The organism is Photobacterium ganghwense (assembly GCF_003025595.1).
Classification (GTDB): domain Bacteria; phylum Pseudomonadota; class Gammaproteobacteria; order Enterobacterales; family Vibrionaceae; genus Photobacterium; species Photobacterium ganghwense.
Genome location: NZ_PYMI01000002.1, coordinates 933,664 through 953,535 on the forward strand (window position 1 = coordinate 933,664; position 19,872 = coordinate 953,535).

At 52.3% G+C, this 19,872-nt stretch carries 16 protein-coding genes and 2 pseudogenes; 12 read left to right on the forward strand and 6 right to left on the reverse strand.

What is annotated here, in order from left to right; genetic code table 11:
• Positions 1-86 precede the first annotated feature (86 nt).
• The 6 genes from C9I92_RS10005 to C9I92_RS10030 are packed head-to-tail and all read right to left on the reverse strand — an operon-like array spanning position 87 to position 7,713.
• Positions 87-1,856, reverse strand: a complete 1,770-nt coding sequence (locus C9I92_RS10005; RefSeq protein ID WP_248827368.1) for a BatD family protein — start codon at positions 1,854-1,856, stop codon at positions 87-89.
• Positions 1,857-1,863: 7 nt separating this feature from the next.
• Positions 1,864-3,984 carry a VWA domain-containing protein gene (locus C9I92_RS10010; RefSeq protein ID WP_047884452.1) on the reverse strand — a complete coding sequence of 707 codons (2,121 nt, stop codon included), beginning with the start codon at positions 3,982-3,984 and terminating at the stop codon, positions 1,864-1,866.
• Positions 3,977-4,942: a vWA domain-containing protein gene (locus tag C9I92_RS10015; protein WP_047884451.1), complete on the reverse strand. Its 966-nt coding sequence runs from the start codon at positions 4,940-4,942 to the stop codon at positions 3,977-3,979. Before C9I92_RS10015 ends, C9I92_RS10010 begins: the two co-directional genes overlap by 8 nt.
• Entirely contained in the window at positions 4,935-5,774 is an 840-nt protein-coding gene (locus C9I92_RS10020; RefSeq protein ID WP_084712506.1) for a DUF4381 domain-containing protein, read from the reverse strand. Before C9I92_RS10020 ends, C9I92_RS10015 begins: the two co-directional genes overlap by 8 nt.
• On the reverse strand, positions 5,771-6,760 hold the full coding sequence (locus C9I92_RS10025; protein WP_047884450.1) for a DUF58 domain-containing protein: 990 nt from the start codon (positions 6,758-6,760) through the stop codon (positions 5,771-5,773). Before C9I92_RS10025 ends, C9I92_RS10020 begins: the two co-directional genes overlap by 4 nt.
• Entirely contained in the window at positions 6,757-7,713 is a 957-nt protein-coding gene (locus C9I92_RS10030; RefSeq protein ID WP_047884449.1) for an AAA family ATPase, read from the reverse strand. Before C9I92_RS10030 ends, C9I92_RS10025 begins: the two co-directional genes overlap by 4 nt.
• Positions 7,714-8,246: 533 nt before the next feature.
• On the opposite strand from C9I92_RS10030, the gene urtA reads away from it, so the two are divergent.
• The 12 genes and pseudogenes from urtA to C9I92_RS10090 all read left to right on the forward strand — a co-directional run bounded on the left by urtA (position 8,247) and on the right by C9I92_RS10090 (position 19,866).
• Complete coding sequence (urtA, locus tag C9I92_RS10035) at positions 8,247-9,533, forward strand: urea ABC transporter substrate-binding protein (protein WP_047884448.1); 1,287 nt, start codon at positions 8,247-8,249, stop codon at positions 9,531-9,533.
• A gap of 958 nt (positions 9,534-10,491) precedes the next feature.
• Positions 10,492-11,418: pseudogene (gene urtB / locus C9I92_RS25880) on the forward strand (urea ABC transporter permease subunit UrtB); the annotation flags it as partial.
• Between the two features lie 4 nt (positions 11,419-11,422).
• Complete coding sequence (gene urtC, locus C9I92_RS10045; protein WP_107193837.1) at positions 11,423-12,616, forward strand: urea ABC transporter permease subunit UrtC; 1,194 nt, start codon at positions 11,423-11,425, stop codon at positions 12,614-12,616.
• Positions 12,617-12,762: 146 nt separating this feature from the next.
• Complete coding sequence (urtD, locus tag C9I92_RS10050) at positions 12,763-13,608, forward strand: urea ABC transporter ATP-binding protein UrtD (protein WP_047884825.1); 846 nt, start codon at positions 12,763-12,765, stop codon at positions 13,606-13,608.
• Between the two features lie 2 nt (positions 13,609-13,610).
• Complete coding sequence (gene urtE / locus C9I92_RS10055) at positions 13,611-14,306, forward strand: urea ABC transporter ATP-binding subunit UrtE (RefSeq protein ID WP_047884447.1); 696 nt, start codon at positions 13,611-13,613, stop codon at positions 14,304-14,306.
• Positions 14,303-15,352 carry an urease accessory protein UreD gene (locus C9I92_RS10060; RefSeq protein ID WP_084712504.1) on the forward strand — a complete coding sequence of 350 codons (1,050 nt, stop codon included), beginning with the start codon at positions 14,303-14,305 and terminating at the stop codon, positions 15,350-15,352. Before urtE ends, C9I92_RS10060 begins: the two co-directional genes overlap by 4 nt.
• A gap of 49 nt (positions 15,353-15,401) precedes the next feature.
• Positions 15,402-15,704 (forward strand): urease subunit gamma, encoded by a 303-nt coding sequence (gene ureA / locus C9I92_RS10065; RefSeq protein ID WP_047884446.1) that lies wholly within the window; start codon positions 15,402-15,404, stop codon positions 15,702-15,704.
• A 9-nt stretch (positions 15,705-15,713) separates the two neighbouring features.
• Positions 15,714-16,082, forward strand: coding sequence for an urease subunit beta (locus C9I92_RS10070; protein ID WP_207104081.1), 369 nt, complete (start codon positions 15,714-15,716; stop codon positions 16,080-16,082).
• 129 nt (positions 16,083-16,211) lie between these two features.
• Positions 16,212-17,915, forward strand: coding sequence for an urease subunit alpha (gene ureC / locus C9I92_RS10075; protein ID WP_047884445.1), 1,704 nt, complete (start codon positions 16,212-16,214; stop codon positions 17,913-17,915).
• 9 nt (positions 17,916-17,924) lie between these two features.
• Positions 17,925-18,410 (forward strand): annotated as a pseudogene (gene ureE / locus C9I92_RS10080) (urease accessory protein UreE); the annotation flags it as partial.
• Positions 18,411-18,572: 162 nt separating this feature from the next.
• Positions 18,573-19,166: a HupE/UreJ family protein gene (locus tag C9I92_RS10085; RefSeq protein ID WP_053061762.1), complete on the forward strand. Its 594-nt coding sequence runs from the start codon at positions 18,573-18,575 to the stop codon at positions 19,164-19,166.
• Positions 19,167-19,182: 16 nt separating this feature from the next.
• On the forward strand, positions 19,183-19,866 hold the full coding sequence (locus C9I92_RS10090; protein ID WP_047884442.1) for an urease accessory protein UreF: 684 nt from the start codon (positions 19,183-19,185) through the stop codon (positions 19,864-19,866).
• Positions 19,867-19,872 lie beyond the last annotated feature (6 nt).

Here is a 19,872-nt window from a genome sequence, read left to right on the forward strand (position 1 = left end):
AATTTGGGGTTTTAAGGGGCGATAATGTTAAAAAAGCCCACATTACGTGGGCTTTTCGATACGATTGTCATTAACACATCCGACGATTACGGTACAATTGGTGCAAGGTGAGAGCGACTTTTTGCCTCTTCTTCACTCGGGGTTGCCCGTAAATTATTCAGTATTGTTAGTAATTTTTCTGTGTTCACCTGTGAGCTTTCAGGAGATTCACGGGCAAAACGTTGTGCCATGATGTTCGCAACCAAGGCAGAAAGTTCCTCTCGTTGCGGGTGCGTCGGGTTGTATTTTTTCCATTGCTGGAAAAAGGTTTGCAACTGAATGGCATCATTACGTTTGACTGCCGCCATCATCCCATCCACGGAGTCCGCATAAGTGGTTAAACCTGCGGGCATCTCCGGTTGCTTCATCAGTGTACGCAGTTGACGTCGGGCATTTAGCCACAATTTAACCGTGAACAGCCACAATGTGGCGAACCCCAGAGCTACCCAAGGCCACCAATCCGATTGGGTTGTGGAACCGAATTCCGCGGTGGTATGTGCAGATGCGTCAGACGGAGAAGTAACCATCGAGGTGTCTGCTGGGTTAGTTGGTTGGCCGCTTGTTTGAGTGCCTGTTTGCGTAGCCGTCTGGCTCATTGCGCCGGACAGGTTAACCGGGCTGGAACCTTCACCTGGCACTACGTGTAGTGTCAGACCATCGATACGGCTGGTTTGCTGCTTACCTTCAACAGTGTTCCACCAGTTAATGGCGAGTGATGGCAGTGTGAGCTCACCAGACTCCCGAGGAATGATGACTTGCTTCAGCGTCATGGTGGTGTAGTTTGCATCGGTGCCATAAACCGGTTTTTCGTCATACACCCGAACTGAGCCAGGGTACTGAAGGTTCAGGTTCGGCAGTCGACTTTGTTCGGCATTTTTGATCCGAAGGGTAATCGTGCGAGTCAGAGGCTCGCCGACTTTTACGGTCGCTGACTCCGGCTGCCAGTTTTGCTCAAGTTGCAGGTCTTCCGTCGGTAGCCATAGCCCCTGATAATCTGAAGGCTTATCTTTTACCGCAATAGAAAAATCTTCCCCTTGTTTCTCGACCGGCACACGCAAGGTAGAGCCAAATCCACGACTGCCTTTAATAATGCTGCCTTTGAATGCGGCACCGCGCAGCAGGATATCGCCGGGCTTATTCGCCGTGATTTGGTAATTACGGGTGATAATCAAGTAGCGGCGCCCATTCAGCACGGTTTCTACCTGGTGGTCATCACCGATTTGGCGTACATCCAAGCCATCCCCCGAGGGCGCAATCAAGCTAGCCTGACTCATTTGCTCCCCGATACGAATCCGTACGGTGTAGCGAATGGTTTCGCCAAGATAGAGGGCCTCTTTATCGACATTCGCACTGATGTGAATATCTGGTTGTGCAGAAGCCGCGTTGCCGTCACTGGCCGACTTCATCGAGGTGATTGTTATTGGCTCCGTTCGGCTGGAACCGATTTTGAAGCTCGGAATGGTAAACGTTCCGACTGCTTTGGTTGCAATGGCCACTTTCCATTCTGTCTGGCGGGTTACTACGCCATTGACGTAGCTGGTTCCGCTACTGATGGACGGCGTGCCGTAATTGAAATCATCGTCCAGCACCGACAGATCGAGTGCATTGGTGTTCACGTTGTCATCAATGCTGATCTGCAGCTGAAATACCTCATTGACCCCGACAACATTTTTCGACACGGTTGCAGTCGCTAGGGCGGCATAGGAAAAAGAAGAAAACATCGCCAACAGACTGAAAGCGAGTCCGAGCATCACCTTGAAGGGGGTGCGCGAAGCGTTGCTGTTTAGTCCTGGTCGCAGCATATTAAACCTGTTCATCTTTGGGTTACCATGAATTTTCTGACGCATTAGGTGCTTGCTTTTGTCTGGCTTGCAGAATTAACTGGGCACGGATCAAACCACTGGTGTCATCCTGAACCTGTTCAAGTTTTTTCAGTACGGGATCGCTGGCTGAAATAGAGCTGTTACTGCCTGTTTCCGCAGCGGAGGTGGCAACGGATGGTGGTGCATCTGAATCTTGTTCCTTGCCATTGTCAGCGGATTGCTCATCGGCTGAAACGGCTTGTTGGCTGTCAGGCTGTGTCTCCGTTGGTTGCTGCTCTGATTGCTGGACGGTTTGTTGGGCAGTTTGCAAATCACTCTGTTGATCTGCCTCTTGTTCAGAGCCCGCATGCGAAGCCGAGCGAGAGTCATCCGGTTTAGCATCAGCCGTACTTCCGGAAGTAGCGTTTGTATTCTGACCCGCATTGCCAGCATCACTTTGTTGATTTTCAGCATCACTCTGTGATTCTGATTGCCGATTATCACTTTGTTGCGGCTGATCCTGATTTAGCTGGCCTGGTTGCTGTCCGGATTGTTCCCCTGACTGTTGATCTGGGTGTTGCCCCGACTGTCCATCCTGTCCCGCATTTTGCCCCGGATCTTGTTCTGATGATTGTTGCGACGACTGCTCTTGTGAGGAGTCTGCGTTTTGCTGTTCAGACTGCGGGTCATTGGAATTAGCTGGGTTGTCTTGCTGCTTGCGCTGATTTCCACTTTTATCTTGTTGCTGTTCGGAAGGTTGTTTATTCGCGCTGTTTGCCTGATTTTGTGGTGATTCAGGCTGATTTGCTTTCAGTTGTCTGGCAATCTCGAGGTTGTGTCTGGCGTCCTGATTATCCGGATTACGTTCAAGCAGTCGCTCATAGATTGAAATGGCGTCGTCATACTGGCCGATTTGCACATAAGCATTGCCGAGATTGTATTGCGAGGCGTCATTCTCAAGTGGCTTCAGTGTTTCAATCGCTTTGTCGTATTCGCCGGCTTTGTAATAGGCTGCACCTTTCCACGCTGCAGACGAGAATACTTTGGCCGATTCAGCGTACTGTTCGTCCTCAAACAGCTGATAAGCACGTTGGTCACGGTTTTTGAAAGCGAAACCTGTATCTGCGGCATAACTTTGATCCACAGGAATGAAAATCAGACAGGCTGCCAGTAATACACCCCGGCGAAAACCCAGCAAAGCAATGACAATGACCGGAATCAGCAGCCAGAAGCCATTATTCAAGCGTTCTTCCAGTTCCTGTTTGTCTTTGTCCTGAACCGTACTCTGAGGTGGCTTAGCTGTCGCTGCGATTAACGCGTTGACATCACTATTCGTTGGCTTTGCTAACTGCAGTACGCCCCCAGTTTCTTTTGTCAGTGGGAGTAGGGTACTGAGATCAACGCGTGATATGACTGTACGACCTGAATTATCAGTTTGCAGACGACCATCCGGTAAGGCAATCGGGGCTCCTTGTGTGGTACCCATAGCCAGAACCGAAACCCGATATTCAGTGTTGGCAAGTAATGCCAGGCTGTCGTCAGACTCTTTGTCACTCAGGCCGTCAGTGATCAGGATAATGTCCCCCTGAATATGGCCTGCCTGTTTGAGCAAAGTGATAGCTTCCTGGATCCCGGCGGCCGCATTACTGCCCTGTATAGGCAGGATCTCAGGCGACAGATGAGGAATCAGGGTAGTCAGGGTCTGACTGTCTTTGGTTAACGGGCTGACGGTGTAGCCGTCGGCAGCGTAAGTCACCAGTCCTGTACTGCCTTCTTTCCAGCCGGGTAGCAGATCTAACGCTTTAAAGCGTGCCTGAGTCAGACGATTCGGGGTAATGTCTGTGGCGTACATAGATCGGGACATGTCCATCACCAGCACGCGGGCTCCCGACAGGCTGTAAGCGGGTAGGGTGGTTTTTTGCCAGCTTGGGCCTGCCAGTGCTGTCACACTCAACAGCCAGACGAACGGCAACCAGGTAAGCAGCCCTTGTACAGGCTGACGCTCATTCAGCCCTAGTCGGGCAGCAAGGTGAGGGGCAATCAGCCCCTGCTGAGTTTTTTGGCGGATTAGCCAGGGCAAGATAACGCCCAGTGGAATCAATGCCAGAAACCACATCGGATAAAGAAAAGTCAGACTAGCCATTTCGTTTTCTCATAACCACAATCACAACAGACAACAACAGCGCAGCGGCCAGCGGGAAACGAAACAGTTCCTGACGTGGACGCCAGGTTTGCTGTGCCTGATTGACCGGCTCAAGCTGGTCGATCATCTGATAAATGTTTTCCAGCTCCTGCGGATTACGCGCGCGGAAGTATTGTCCGCCTGTCATTTCAGCGATTTGTGTTAAGGTTTTTTCGTCCAGATCCTGTGAAGGATTGACCGTACGGCTGATGAAGAATGAACGCTGTTCCATCTCCTCAGCACCTACGCCGACGGTGTAAATCGTGACATTACTCCGGGCTGCCAGCTCTGCGGCTTCGATCGGATCTATCACACCGGCAGTGTTGGCACCATCACTTAATAGAATAATGACCCGCTGCGGCGCATCACCGTCAATGAAGGTACGGGTTGCAACGCCCAGCCCTTCGCCGATCGCGGTGCTCTGGCCAATCAAACCCAGAACGGTACGATCGAGCTGTTGCTGAACGGTATGGCGGTCAAAGGTGAGCGGTGTTTGCAGGTAAGCATGATTGGCAAACAGCACCAGACCAAGGCGATCGCCTTTACGTTTACCAATGAAATCATGCAGTACCGATTTTACTGCGGTCAGTCGATCAATTGCCTCACCTTGCGGTGTGATCATGTCTTCCATTGACATGGAACCAGAAAGGTCGACAGCCAGCAGCATATCCCGGTGATCAGGATTGATTTCAATCGGATCGCCATACCAGACTGGCCTTGCCATGGCGAGAAGCAGGAAAATCCAGCCAATCGACATCAGCACCGCCAGCCAGCGGCTGCGTTGTTGCTTCTGGCCTAATCCGTCTGGCAACTTTGGCAGCGGGATCGCTGAAGGAGGCGGAGTGGATGGCATCAGCCGATAAACCAGATAAGGCAGAGGCAGCAGGATCAGCGCCCATAGCCAGAGAAACTCAAACATGGCCGGACTCCTTGCTCGCTGCCTGCAGTTTCTCTGACGGGACAGTTTTTGACGGCAGAGGAGTTGGCAACGCGTTGTCTATGTGCGCGCTGTCTGCAGATGTATATGCAGACGGGACGGTGTGTTGCGTCATCGTGCCTGAAGTGAACTCCGCTTTCTGAATCCACCGCTTGGCCTGCTGATAACATTTTTTGAATGTTTGGTTATCGAGTGGCTCTGGTGAGAACAAACCCTGCTGCCAGACCGATGCAAGTTCAGTAAACCCGCGGTGTTTCTCCGGCAGGCAGCTATCAAGAAATGTCAGCCATGCGCTTCCGGTCAAGCCCGCGACGTCTGCGCGGGGCAGGTAGCTCATGGCCATCTGGCGCAACAAGAGATTCAGTTGGTTGAAGTGCTCAGCAGATCGGAGTGACCTGAGCTGATGTAAGGCTTCCTGACGCGCCTGATTGGCCCTTTTATATCGTCGCAGGGTAATCAGCAGCCAGGCACCCACAAGGCCAAACAGTGCTAATAGCATCCACCATCCCCATGCCAGCGGCCAGTAACCTGGCTCAGCAGGAAGATGGAGACCTGCCAGAGAAATCGCTGGTGTACTCCCAGATGTGGCAGGTGCCGATACATCCGGTAATGTTGCGGCAGGGGCTGCAGTTAATGGCACCTGTGCTAAAGCCGTGTTTGTCAAAAATGTCGTTGCCAATACTGTCATTGGCATCGCACTTCGCCAGACTTTCGCACTGGAAATAGCACGAAGTGTATGTTGGCTTGGGGATTTATGAAGCCGTTGCATGTTTGTCAGAAACGTATTGAACAGGGAATTGCCTCTGAGTCTCATGATGCACTCCCGTTATTTCCAGATTCAGCGTTGCGTCCGTTTTGTGCCATGCCAAGCTGCATCATCAGTGGGATGGCGGCTGACAACGGATGAAGAGGAATCGCCAGACTTTTACATAAGCTGTGTAAAAATGCCTGGAGTTGCTGATACTGCTCATTCAGTCCTTGCCGGGTCTTCTGGGAAGAAAAATCCAGCCACGCGGTTTTTTCCTGATCGGCGACATAGGCGGTACCGGAGAAGGCCGTTTGTCCGGATTCCAGCGGATCAAACAGTTGCACGAACTGAATCCGATTGTGTTGCCTTAGTTGGCTCAGGCGGCGCTTGTCTGTCATTGCAAGCTGATAAAAATCGCTGAGAATGACGATTTCACTGCCTTTAGGGCAAAGATGATGTAAATGTTTGAGTGCATCAGCAAAGGGCAGGCGCGTTTGCGGCTGAGTTGCTGAATGGCTGAGCATCAGGTGTTGCCGATGTGCATCGATCAAGGCGTTGATGACACGCAATGGCCCCTGTTGACGGGCAGTAGGTTTGCACTCAATTAGAGTCGAACCGGTGTAAATCATGGCACCGATGCGATCTTGTTCACTGACGGCCAACCAGCTGAGCAGGCTGGCAAAATGGGCAGCCTGCACGGATTTGAGCATCAGCTGCGAGCCAAACTGCATACTGGCGCTCATATCCACTAACAGCATGACCGGTTGCTCACGTTCTTCAGTAAACAGCTTAGTGTGCGTTTTGCCGGTACGAGCGGTTACCCGCCAGTCAATTGCCCGGATGTCATCACCGGGCTGATACGGACGGACTTCAGAAAAATTCATCCCCCGGCCTTTACGGCGACTTTGATGGTGACCGTTGAGTTGTGACCAGACGCTTTGCGCTGGTGGCAGCCAGCGCACAGTTTTATTTTTGTAATGCAGCAACTCAGCCAGACACAAATTGACGCCGTCACTGTGTGGGGGCAGTGCTGGGGTCACGGAATCTGTCATGCGCAAGCTACCTGAGTGATCAACTGTTCCACGATGGTGTCTGGTGAAATCGCTTCGGCTTGCGCTTCATAGCTCAGTAACAGGCGGTGGCGCAGAACCGGATAGGCCATTTGCTGAACGTCTTCTGGCGTAACAAAGTCACGCCCGCTCAGCCAGGCATGAGCACGGGCGCAGCGATCTAACGCCAAGGTGGCACGCGGGCTGACGCCCATTTGCAGCCAAGCGGCAAGCTGGTCGCTGTAACGGTGCGGCTGACGTGTTGCCATTACCAGGCGAATGATGTACTGCTCGACATCTTCGGCCATATGGATATTGAGCACAGCTTTGCGTGCCGCAAAGATTTCTTCCTGGGTCAGATGTACCGGTTCTGACGCTTCAATGCCAAGTGCCTCACCGCGGTTCAGTCTCAGAATCGCCAGCTCGCTGCTGTCATCCGGGTAGTTCACATTTAGCTGCAGCAGAAAACGGTCAAGCTGCGCTTCAGGCAGCGGGTAGGTACCTTCCTGCTCAATCGGGTTTTGTGTTGCCATAACCAGAAACAGTTCCGGCAGCGGATAGGTTTTACGTCCGGCAGTGATTTGTTTTTCAGCCATGGCTTCAAGCATCGCCGCCTGTACTTTCGCAGGTGCACGGTTAATCTCATCTGCCAGCAGTAAGGCATTGAAAATAGGGCCGGGCTGGAACGTAAACTCCCCGGTTTCAGGGCGGTAAATATCGGTTCCCGTCAAATCAGCCGGCAGCAAATCGGGGGTAAACTGAATGCGGTGGAAACTGCCTTCAATGCAGTCTGAAAGCACTTTGACGGCGCGGGTTTTGGCCAGTCCCGGAGGGCCTTCAACCAGTATATGACCATCTGCCAGCAGGGCAATCATCAGTTGTTTAACGAGGTCAGGCTGACCAATCACCTGGCTGTTCAGGTAAGTTTGAAGGCGCTGGAAAGTAGAAGTCAACATAGTGGGTTTGTGTCCTATTAATACTTCAGTCGACAAAGACATATGGACTTTCAGACTCAATTTAAAGAGGAAAGTTCATCAAAATTATGTTGCTGAACAGGGACAATCTGGATGAGATAAGTTTGCTGTGGCACACCACTTACTACTAACTATAGTGAACAGCAAAATATTGAGGGAAATGGGTGACACCACTCATCTGACGGAAATCATCTTTTCAGCTGCGGGCCACTGGCGCAATAGCATCCGATCTTTTTTATGGCATGTCATTATAGGCTGGTGCAACGCCAAGGTGCAGAGTATGAATAATCTGATATAAATTAGTGCATATGTACCTGCTTTTATGCACTAAAAAAGTGCTGGCAAGTCAGAAATGCCCGGATTTATCGAATGTATTTGAATGGTTTCTGGCGTGGTTAAAGTGGCATTGTTAATAAGTTAATGATCTTTATTGAAAATAAAATTTCGCTGATAAAGATAACAACATTGGCATGATGGCTGCTTGTGAAGATAAGTTATTCACAAGGAGTATAAATATGTCAGCGAAGACTACCCATCCCGCACTGATTGGCGCAGTGGCATCCCTGTTTTTCTCCAGCCAACTATTGGCCGCTGAAGAGACTATCAAAGTCGGCGTTCTGCATTCCCTGTCCGGCACGATGGCCATCAGTGAAACGACCCTCAAAGATACGATTTTAATGCTGGTGAACGAGCAGAACGCCAAAGGCGGTTTGCTGGGGAAAAAGCTGGAAGCCGTGGTGGTGGATCCGGCATCAAACTGGCCGCTGTTCGCAGAAAAAGCCCGGGAACTTTTGGAAAAAGAAAAAGTGGATGTGGTGTTCGGTGGCTGGACGTCGGTATCCCGAAAATCCATGTTGCCGGTTTTTGAAGAACTGAACGGTTTATTGTTTTATCCGGTGCAGTATGAAGGCGAAGAATCCTCAAAGAACGTCTTTTACACCGGCGCCGCGCCAAACCAACAGGCGATTCCTGCCGTGGACTACATGATGAACGAGTTGGGAGTCAAACGCTGGGTATTGGCGGGGACTGACTATGTCTATCCACGCACAACGAACAAGATTCTTGAAGCCTATCTGAGTGCCAAAGGGGTAGATAAAGCCGACATCATGGTCAGCTATACCCCGTTTGGCCATTCTGACTGGCAATCTATTGTGTCAGATATCAAAAAATTCGGCAGCACCGGCAAGAAAACCGCGGTGATCTCTACGGTGAATGGGGATGCCAATGTACCGTTCTATAAGGAATTGGGAGCGCAAGGGGTTTCCGCTGAAGAGATTCCTGTCGTTGCGTTTTCGGTCGGCGAAGAAGAGCTGTCCGGCATGGATACCTCACCGTTGGTTGGTCACCTGGCGGCATGGAATTACTTCATGAGTGTGGATACTGATGCCAACGCTGATTTCATTGAAAAATGGCAGAAGTTTATCAAAGACGATAAGCGGGTGGCGAATGACCCGATGGAAGCCAGTTACATTGGCTTCAATATGTGGGCTCAGGCGGTACAAAAAGCCGGAACAACGGAGCCGGATGCCATTCAGGACGCCATTATCGGGATTACCGTTCCGAACCTGACGGGGGGATACGCGACTATGATGCCGAACCACCATATCACTAAGCCAGTGTTACTTGGAGAAATCCAGGAGGATGGCCAATTTGAAGTGGTGTGGGAAACAACCGGCGTGGTGGCGGGGGATGCGTGGTCTAACTACCTGCCGGGCTCTAAAGACCTCTACGCCAGTTGGCAAAAGCCTTTCTCGTGCGGCAGTTTCAATGTGGTGACCGGGAAATGTGCCGGTGTTAAGTGATGGTGCTAAGTGATGGCATAAGGTGGCAGTGTCACCTTATGCCTGAGTTACCGAGTCATGCTGAGGTTCTGAGTAGCGCTTGGCTGCGCATGGACTAGCGCTTGGATAAAAGGAGCGGTGTCAGTCTGCCCAGAGGCAGGCACCGTTTCAGACCGAACGGTGACATTCTTCAGTGCTTCGCTCAGGTCTTGTACCACCTTCATGGAAGAAAATTATGAAAATATATTGGTGGGGATGGCCATCCAGCCATGCTCCGAAACGCTTTCTGGCCACTTCTGTGACCTTTTTGTTGATGATGTTCGCCTTGTTTATCGGCAGTGCCGTCGCGAATGCACAAGTGAATACGTTTGAAGACGCCGCTGAGCGGTTCAGCCAACGTCAGTTTGCGCCTAAGCAGGAAGCGGTAAACTGGCTGGTTTCAAATCAGCACCCATTCGCAAGGGACATTCTGTCCGGTCTGATGGATGGGCGCCTGTATTATCAGCCATCAACGCGGCAGCTCTATCTGATTGAGTCACTCAGTCGCGGTGCGACGGCAATGGAATTCCCTTACCTGACTCCGACGGAGATTGTTCAGACCCGCGATTTTCGAAAAGTTCGGGTCAACAATGCGCTTCGGGTAACGATCCGCCAGGGTATAGCCCAGTTGGATCTTACATCGACATCGGAAACGCGTCGGCTGGCGGCGGCAAAGAGCTTGCTGGGAGAAACATCACCGACGGTGCTGATGCTGGTGGAGCAGGCCTATCAGACAGAAACCTCAGAGCCGGTCAAAGATATCCTTGCGTTGGTTCTGGCAATCGCGAATATCCAATCCGGGGAGGCGAATCTCCGGCAATCAGCCATAACCGTGTTGTCGGACTCACTTGAACCGGCGGCATATCAGGCCTTGCTGAAGGCCAGAGAGACGGAACTGCAAAAAGCCGTTGAGGATCAGACCGCGTTGCCGACCTTGAATCGGGCAATTGATGCCTATCAGCAAAGCCAGCGTGTGTATGAAATGGCTGAAACCCTTTTTTTTGGCCTCAGCCTGGGATCTGTGCTGGTGTTGGCCGGTATTGGCCTTGCTATCACTTTCGGGGTGATGGGGGTGATCAATATGGCGCATGGCGAACTGATCATGATTGGTGCCTATACCACGTACGTGATCCAGCAATTGCTGCCTGATCATATCGGGTTGTCAATATGGCTGGCGATCCCGGCTGCGTTTGTGGTCTCTGGTGCAGTGGGGATTGCAATTGAGCGTGGTGTGATCCGTTTTTTATATGGACGCCCGCTTGAAACCCTGCTGGCCACCTTTGGTATCAGCCTCGTGTTGCAACAGGCTGTCCGCAGTGTGTTTTCTCCTCTGAACCGCTCTGTCAGTACACCGGACTGGATGAGCGGAATGTTGGAAATTAACCCGTTACTTGCCCTGACGTACAACCGACTGTACATCATCCTGTTCTGCCTGATGGTGTTTGGGGCACTGGTTGTTCTTTTGAAAAAGACCCCGCTGGGTTTGCAGGTCCGTGCTGTTTCGCAAAACCGTGCCATGGCAAGAGCGATGGGGGTGCGTTCGGAATGGGTCGATGCCATGACCTTTGGCTTAGGGTCAGGCGTCGCCGGGATAGCAGGGGTTGCACTTTCTCAGCTCAGTAATGTTGGCCCGAATATGGGGCAGAGCTACATCATTGACTCTTTTATGGTGGTGGTGTTTGGCGGTGTCGGGAACTTGTGGGGAACACTGGTTGCCGGGATAAGCCTGGGGATTTTCAATAAAGTACTGGAGCCTTGGGCTGGCGCTGTTCTGGCGAAAATTCTGGTGCTGATTTTTATTATTCTGTTTATCCAGAAGCGGCCTCGCGGGTTGTTCCCGCAACGTGGTCGTGCGGTGGAGGGCTAACCGTATGCTGGTTTCAATACTTAAATCTGATCGAGGCGGGCAGGTACTGCTTGGCGTGCTGGTGGCGCTGGCTATTGTGGTTCCAGCACTCAACCTGCTACTGGCACCGGATCATCCGCTGCATGTTGATACGTACACGATCACCCTGATGGGCAAATACCTGAGTTACGCCTTACTGGCGCTGGCGGTGGATCTGGTATGGGGGTATCTCGGTATTCTGAGTCTGGGGCATGGCGCATTTTTTGCTCTTGGCGGTTATGTCATGGGGATGTACCTGATGCGTCAGATTGGCGACCGAGGCGTGTATGGAAATCCGGAATTACCTGATTTCATGGTGTTTCTTAACTGGGACGCGCTGCCGTGGTTCTGGCTGGGGGTTGATATGTTCTGGTTTGCCTGTCTGATGGTCGTGCTGGTGCCCGGTCTTCTGGCGTGGGGATTTGGTTATCTGGCATTTCGGTCCCGGGTTTCAGGTGTCTATCTGTCGATCATGACACAGGCACTGACTTTCGCCCTGATGCTGGCGTTTTTCCGTAACGAAATGGGGTTTGGCGGTAACAATGGTCTGACAGATTTCAAAGACATTCTTGGTTTCAGCCTGCAGGCGACAGAAACTCGCTTGGCACTATTTATTGCGACGATTTTAGCCTTGATTTCAGGTTATTTGGTATGCAGAGCCGTCATTGCCAGCCGTGTCGGGAAGGTGGCCATTGCTGTCAGGGATGCTGAATCGCGGGCCCGTTTCATCGGCTATCAGGTTGACCACTATAAGTTATGTCTGTTTGTGCTGTCGGCGGTCATCGCCGGTGTGGCGGGCGCTTTGTATGTCCCTCAGGTCGGTATCATCAATCCTGGCGAATTTGCCCCCCTGAACTCTATTGAAGTGGTGGTGTGGGTTGCTCTGGGCGGAAGGGCGACTCTGTACGGTGCGGTGATCGGGGCGGTGCTGATTAATTACCTCAAAAGCTGGTTCACCATTGAGTTTCCTGAAATCTGGCTGTTTGTACTGGGGGGCATGTTCGTTCTGGCAACCCTGTTTCTGCCCAAAGGCGTGACCGGTTTGCTGACGTCATGTTTCGCCTGGCTTCAGTCTATTCGCTGCCGGGTGATGGAAAAAACGTTTCCCAGTAGCCGCCAGACTGAGCTTGCAAAGAGGCCGCTGACTGGCCAGCAAGAAGAAAAGGAGGCGTTGCTATGACTGTACATTTATCTGTAACCGGGAACACGCCAACGGTATCACACCAAGTCGCATCCTTTTCGGCTTCCCTCGGACTGACTGATGCAGCAACTGAAATCGGTCATGAAACCACTTCTCTCGAGGGCAGCCCTGAGCGTCAGGGAGGCATGACTGAAAACCGCACTGGGTGGAGCGGAAAAATGCGGGATCTGGTGCGTCGTGATCAGGTGTTTGAATTTCTGATGCCTAATCAACATCCGCTTATTGATACCCGCCATAACATGCTTCTGTATCTCGAAGGGGTGTCGAAATCCTTTGACGGATTTCAGGCTATCCGGGATCTCAATCTTTACATTCGTGAAGGGGAATTGCGCTGCATTATCGGACCGAATGGTGCAGGAAAAACCACCATGATGGACATCATCACCGGTAAAACCCGGCCGGACAGCGGTGCGGTGTGGCTGGGCAGCAATATTAATCTGCTGCAGATGGATGAAGCACAAATTGCCAATGCCGGTATTGGCCGTAAGTTTCAGAAACCCACCGTGTTTGAGTGCCTGTCCGTATTTCACAACCTGGAACTGGCGATGGCCGGTGCCAGAGGAGTCTTTGCTGTTCTTCGGGCGCGTCTGAGCGGTGAACAGCGGGATCGGATTGCACAAGTGCTGGAATTGATCGGGCTGGCAGAACAAGCCGGTAAGTTAGCTGGCAGTTTGTCCCATGGCCAGAAGCAGTGGCTGGAAATCGGCATGTTGCTGATGCAAAAACCGAAATTACTGTTGGTTGATGAACCAGTTGCGGGAATGACCCATCAGGAAATGGATAAAACAGCAGAATTGCTGCGCTCGCTGGCAGGTGAACACGCCGTCGTGGTGGTCGAGCATGATATGGACTTTGTCCGTTCGATTGCAACAACGGTGACCGTGCTTCATCAGGGGCATGTCCTTGCAGAAGGTAACATGGCCGATATTCAGGCTAACCCGAAAGTCAAAGAAGTGTATCTCGGAGAATGAACATGCTCGCAATCAATGGACTGAATCACTTTTACGGCGAAAGCCACACCCTCTGGGATATTGACCTGACGCTGACTGCGGGGAAATGCACGGTTTTGATGGGGCGTAACGGAGTCGGAAAAAGCACCTTACTGCAATGCATCATGGGGCTTGAGCCTGTGAAAAGTGGCTCGTTGCGGATCGGAGATAAAGAGATGAGTCGTTTGTCGGCAGAAAGTCGCCCCCGTCACGGTATCGGTTATGTCCCTCAGGGGCGTCAGATATTTCCGCTTTTAACAGTGGAAGAGAACCTGCAGATCGGTCTGCCCGTCAGACCGCGGGGTGACAGGCGGATTCCAGATCTCATTTACGCGCTGTTTCCGGTGCTGAAAGACATGCGCCATCGTCGAGGCGGCGACCTTTCGGGCGGTCAACAGCAGCAGTTGGCGATTGGCCGTGCGCTGGTCGTGAATCCGTCACTGCTGATACTGGATGAACCGACGGAAGGGATTCAGCCCAACATTGTGCAGGAAATCGGCGACATCATTCGACGGCTGAATCAGGAACTGGGGCTGACGGTACTGCTGGTGGAGCAGAAACTGCCGTTTGCCCGAAAAGTCGGTGACCATTTCTGCCTGATGGATCGAGGCAGGATGGTGGCTGACGGACGAATGCCTGACTTAAGTAAGGCACTGATCCAGGAGTATCTGACAGTATGAGTACGCAACAGGCACTGTCCAATCTCACTCCAACAGCCCGTATCATTGCGGATAAAGTCAACCAGGAAACGCCTTTGGATGGGAACCCTGACGCGAGTCATATCCGTTTAACTCAGCGTTTTCCTGCTATTTCAACTAAACCCACGCCGGATAATCTTGCTGAACAGTCAGGCTGGAAAGCGGAGATCCAGCTGGGCTTCTCTCCGGCTCGTACCATGGCTGCTGAGACGCCCAAAACGGTCGTGCGTCATCGCCGACAGTCTGGCCCACTGGCAATCCAACGGCCGCTATACCCTGAAGGATCACCTTGTCATGTCTATCTGCTGCACCCGCCGGGTGGTGTGGTCGGCGGCGATCAGCTTCGGATTCAGGCGCAGTCAGACAGTAGAGCGCACGCGCTGGTTACCACACCCGGGGCGACCAAATTTTACCGCTCGGCTGGTGCGTATGCGTATCAGCGTCAGGAACTCAGGGTTGAAACGGGTGGGATTCTCGAGTGGTTCCCGCAGGAGAATATTTATTTCCCTCAGGCAAAAGTTCGGCTGGATACCGAGATCACGATCGCTGAAGGCGGACGTTTTGTGGGTTGGGAATTGCACTGCTTTGGACGGCCTGCACTAAAAGAGGGCTTCGATTCTGGCAATGTCGTGGGCTGTACCCGTTTAACAGTGAATCAGCGTCTGGTGTTAGCGGAACAAATTAACGTTCAGGGCGGCGACATGCACCAGCAGAATGCGGGGTTACGGGGTTATGCCATGATGGGAAGCCTGTTTGTGGTGCATGCTGATGAGAAACTACTCAAAGTGGTACAGACCTTGCTTAATGAACATTCGGATTATTTGAATAAAAACAACATGGTGGCAGCAGTAACCGCCTTGTCGGGTGATATCCGAAGCTCCAGATCTGATGACCAATCCGTGTTGGTGGTTAGGGCCATGGGGCAGAGTAGCGAGTCAATGACACGACTGTTCACCCGTATCTGGCTACAGGTCAGAACCCATTGGCTCGGGGAGTCACCGGCAATTCCCAGAATCTGGGCGACCTGAGCTATCAACAATACGTGACAAACTGACTATATAAATCATAGGGCTATAGATGGAACTGACCCCAAGAGAAAAGGATAAGTTGCTGCTTTTTACAGCAGCACTGTTGGCCGAAAGGCGCAAAGAAAAAGGCTTAAAGCTCAATTACCCGGAGTCTGTCGCGTTGATCAGTGCGGCGATCCTTGAAGGTGCTCGCGAAGGAAAAAGTGTCGCGGAACTGATGGATCACGGACGCACGATCCTGACTGTCGAGGATGTCATGGAAGGGGTGCCTTCAATGATCCATGACGTTCAGGTTGAAGCAACGTTTCCAGACGGAACCAAGCTGGTGACCGTGCACGATCCGATTGTGTAGGGGGCTGCTATGTCTACTCTGCCCGAAGATAAAGCTGGGATCCTATCTGGTGCTTTGATCCCTGGCGAACTGCAAGTGGCTCAAGGTGACATTGAGCTGAATATTGGATTGCCCACTCTGACGATTGCCGTTGCCAATGTCGGTGACAGACCCATTCAGATCGGTTCTCACTATCACTTTTATGAAGTTAATGACGCATTGAGGTTTGAACGGGAACCTACCCTGGGCTTCAGGCTGAACATCGCTGCCGGAACAGCAATGCGTTTTGAACCGGGACAGACCCGCACCGTTGAACTGGTCAGCTATTCGGGGAAGCGGGTAGTTTATGGCTTTCAGGGCAAGGTGATGGGACCGGTTTCTGCAAAACGGTCGTGTTAGAACGCTGAACTAAACATAAAGCAACTATTGATTTGAAAATTAAAGAAAAACACTGCATGGGCGCCGTGTTTTTGTACACGCCATGCTGCTGAGGAACAGCGGAAAAGAACAATGCAATCGGAGTGCTGAATGGCAAAAATATCAAGGCAAGCTTATGGGGAAATGTTTGGCCCGACGGTCGGCGATCGATTACGGCTTGCTGACACCGGGCTCTGGCTAGAAGTCGAAAAAGACTTCACCAGCTACGGCGATGAAGTGAAGTTTGGCGGCGGAAAAGTGATCCGTGATGGGATGGGACAAAGTCAGGCCCTGTGTGCAGAGGTGCCGGATCTGGTGATCACCAATGCCGTCATCCTTGATCATTGGGGCATCGTGAAAGCCGATGTTGCGGTGAAAAATGGCCGTATCGCGGGAATCGGAAAGGCCGGGAATCCTGATGTGCAGCGAGGGGTAGACATAGTGATCGGGCCGGGGACGGAGATTCTGGCCGGTGAGGGCTCTATTCTGACCGCCGGTGGTATTGACTCACACATCCACTACATATGCCCGCAGCAAATTGAAGAAGCGCTGTGCTCAGGGGTCACCACCATGATTGGCGGTGGGACGGGGCCAGCCACAGGCACGAATGCCACGACTTGTACCCCCGGCCCCTGGAATATCCACCGGATGCTTGAAGCGCTTGACGGTTTTCCGATGAATTTCGGGCTGTTGGGCAAAGGCAACGCCAGTTTACCGGAACCGCTCAGAGAGCAGGTAGCCGCCGGAGCGATTGGCCTGAAACTGCATGAAGATTGGGGAACCACACCCGCGTCGATTGATAACTGCATGAGTGTCGCCGAGGAAACGGACATTCAGGTTGCCATTCATACGGACACTCTGAATGAATCGGGTTTTGTTGAATCAACACTGGCGGCTATCGGCGACCGGGTCATTCATACCTACCATACCGAAGGAGCCGGTGGTGGGCATGCGCCGGATATTATCCGCGCCTGTGGCGAATCCAATGTGCTGCCGTCATCGACTAATCCGACCCGCCCTTATACGGTCAACACCGTGGATGAGCATCTGGATATGCTAATGGTATGCCACCATCTTTCTCCGTCAATTGCGGAAGATGTCGCCTTTGCGGAATCCCGTATACGCCGTGAAACCATTGCCGCAGAAGATATTTTGCATGATCTTGGTGCATTTTCGATGATCGCATCGGATTCTCAGGCAATGGGGCGAGTGGGGGAAGTGATCACCCGTACCTGGCAGACGGCGCATAAGATGAAAGTTCAGCGTGGGAGCTTGCCGGAAGATTCTGCCTACAGTGATAACTTCCGCCTTAAACGCTACATCGCCAAGTACACGATCAACCCTGCCATTACACATGGGATCGGCCATGAGGTCGGCTCTGTGGAAGTGGGAAAATTGGCCGATCTGGTGCTGTGGAAACCGGCTTTTTTCGGCGTTAAACCCAGTGTCATTCTGAAAGGCGGCATGATTGCAGCTGCACCAATGGGGGATCCCAACGCGTCTATTCCGACGCCACAGCCCGTACATTATCGGCCGATGTTCGGCAGTTTTGGCCGTGCAGCGGCGAATACCTCCATGCTCTTTTTGTCCCGTCAGGCTGTAGATGACGGCATACCCGCGGAACTCGGTCTGCAGAGTCTGATTGGTACCGCGAAAAATTGTCGGACGGTCCGCAAGGCCGATATGGTGCACAACAGTTGGCAGCCACAGATTGAAGTGGACTCACAAACTTACCAGGTTCGCGCCAATGGTGAACTACTGGTTTGCGAGCCTGCGGCGGTATTGCCAATGGCTCAGCGGTATTTTTTATTTTAAGGGGATGCCATGTTGGTTTTAACGAAACACATTCAGGCAGCTGATGCCTCAGAGGTGGCGGACGTAGAGTCTCTGCACCCATTAAGTCTCTCTATTGATGATCGGGTTAAAAGCCGATTCCTGACGCAGCTGGCAAACGGAACGGAAGTGCGCTTGTTTCTGCCAAGAGGCCGGATTCTGCGACACGGTGACGTGCTTGAAAGCGAGTTTGGCGAGCGGGTGAGAGTAGAAGCGGCTGCTGAGCCTGTATCGACGGTTTACTGTCAGGATCTGCATTTGCTGGCCCGAGTGGCCTATCACCTGGGAAACCGCCACGTTCCGCTGCAAATCAGTCCGGAGTGGGTACGCTATCAGACCGATCATGTGCTTGATGCCATGGTGGAGGGGCTTGGTGCAAAGGTGACTGCTGAGTGTGCCCCTTTTGAACCGGAAGACGGGGCGTATGGCGGGGCTCATGGCGGTCACCATGGTAGTAGCCGTAACCACCAGCGTCATCAAGAAAATAGCGACAATAGCAATCACGGAACTAACCGCGAAAGTGTCCACGAAAGCAGCCAGAACAGCCACCATCACTAAATTGGTAAAGAACGACAAAAGTGGATGACTTCATCCTTTATTGGCGGGAAGCCTGACTAACAAAAAAATAAGGAAATAATGATGACACATCTCAAGCAACTGTCTCACGCACTCACGACCCCTCTTCTGACTGGGTTGGCATTACTGAGCTCTGGATCCGTCTGGGCGCATCCCGGACATGATGAATTATTGGAAAACAGCAGCCTGATGGCGGGATTGCTGCACCCGCTGACCGGATTTGATCATCTGGTCATGCTGATCGGGGTTGGCTTTATCGCATCTCAGATGGCACAGCGTTCACATGCCGTTCGGGTGATGGTGTCAGCCATTGTCCTGCTGCTCGCTGGCATGGCGATGGGAGCCTTGAGCGGGTTTGCGACAGGCATAGAAGCGATGATCCTTGCGTCTGTCGGCGTTGCAGCCGTGGCGTTGTATCGCCGCCAGGGAGCTGCATCTACCTTGCTATCAACACTGGCGGTATCACTGGTGCTGTTTCATGGCTGGGCTCATGGCCTTGAAGCCAGTGGTAATGCGCTGGCAGGATTTGCCACAGGCATGATCGGCAGTGCCTCGTTACTAATCAGCACCGGCTATCTGCTTGGCCGTAAAGTGAGCCCGAAATGGCAGAGTGCAATGGTAGCCGTCAGTGGCGTGGTACTTGTCCTGGCCGGTTAATTGACGGAATCACGCGATGACAGAGTGCCCGCAAACACTTTCAAATTTTCGCTTGTATCAGCTGATTAGTCCGTCACTACCTATTGGTGCGTTTACTTATTCGCAAGGGTTAGAGTGGGCAATCGAAGCTGGATGGGTAAGTGACAGTGTCACTTTCGAAGGTTGGCTGTTGGATGTTTTGCATCACAGCCTGGTGACCCTTGAGCTGCCAATTCTCAGGCGGTTATATAAGGCTGTTACTGTTCAGGATGACGAGCAAGCCAGGCGATGGAATGAATGGTTATTAGCCAGCAGGGAAACGATGGAACTTCGGCAGGAAGAGTTACAGCGAGGGCGGGCAACCGCCCGCTTACTGGAGCAACTGGAACCCGCATTAACTCAGGAACAGATTCAGCTCGTAAGAGCTTCTCAACTGGCTGGATTTGCACTGGCTGCCACCCGGTGGGGCATCAGCACAGAAGCGTTATGTGCCGGTTATCTCTGGAGTTGGCTGGAAAATGCTACGATGGCGGGAGTGAAGCTGATCCCGCTTGGGCAGACCGCGGGACAGCAGATTCTGATGACGGTATCCGAGCATTTATCGGATGCTGTGGCCGCATCACAGTATGTGGCTGACCATGAGATAGGGAGTTTTACTCCGGCTCAGGTCATTGCCAGCGCTCGTCACGAAACCCAGTACACCCGACTATATCGATCTTAAGGAAGC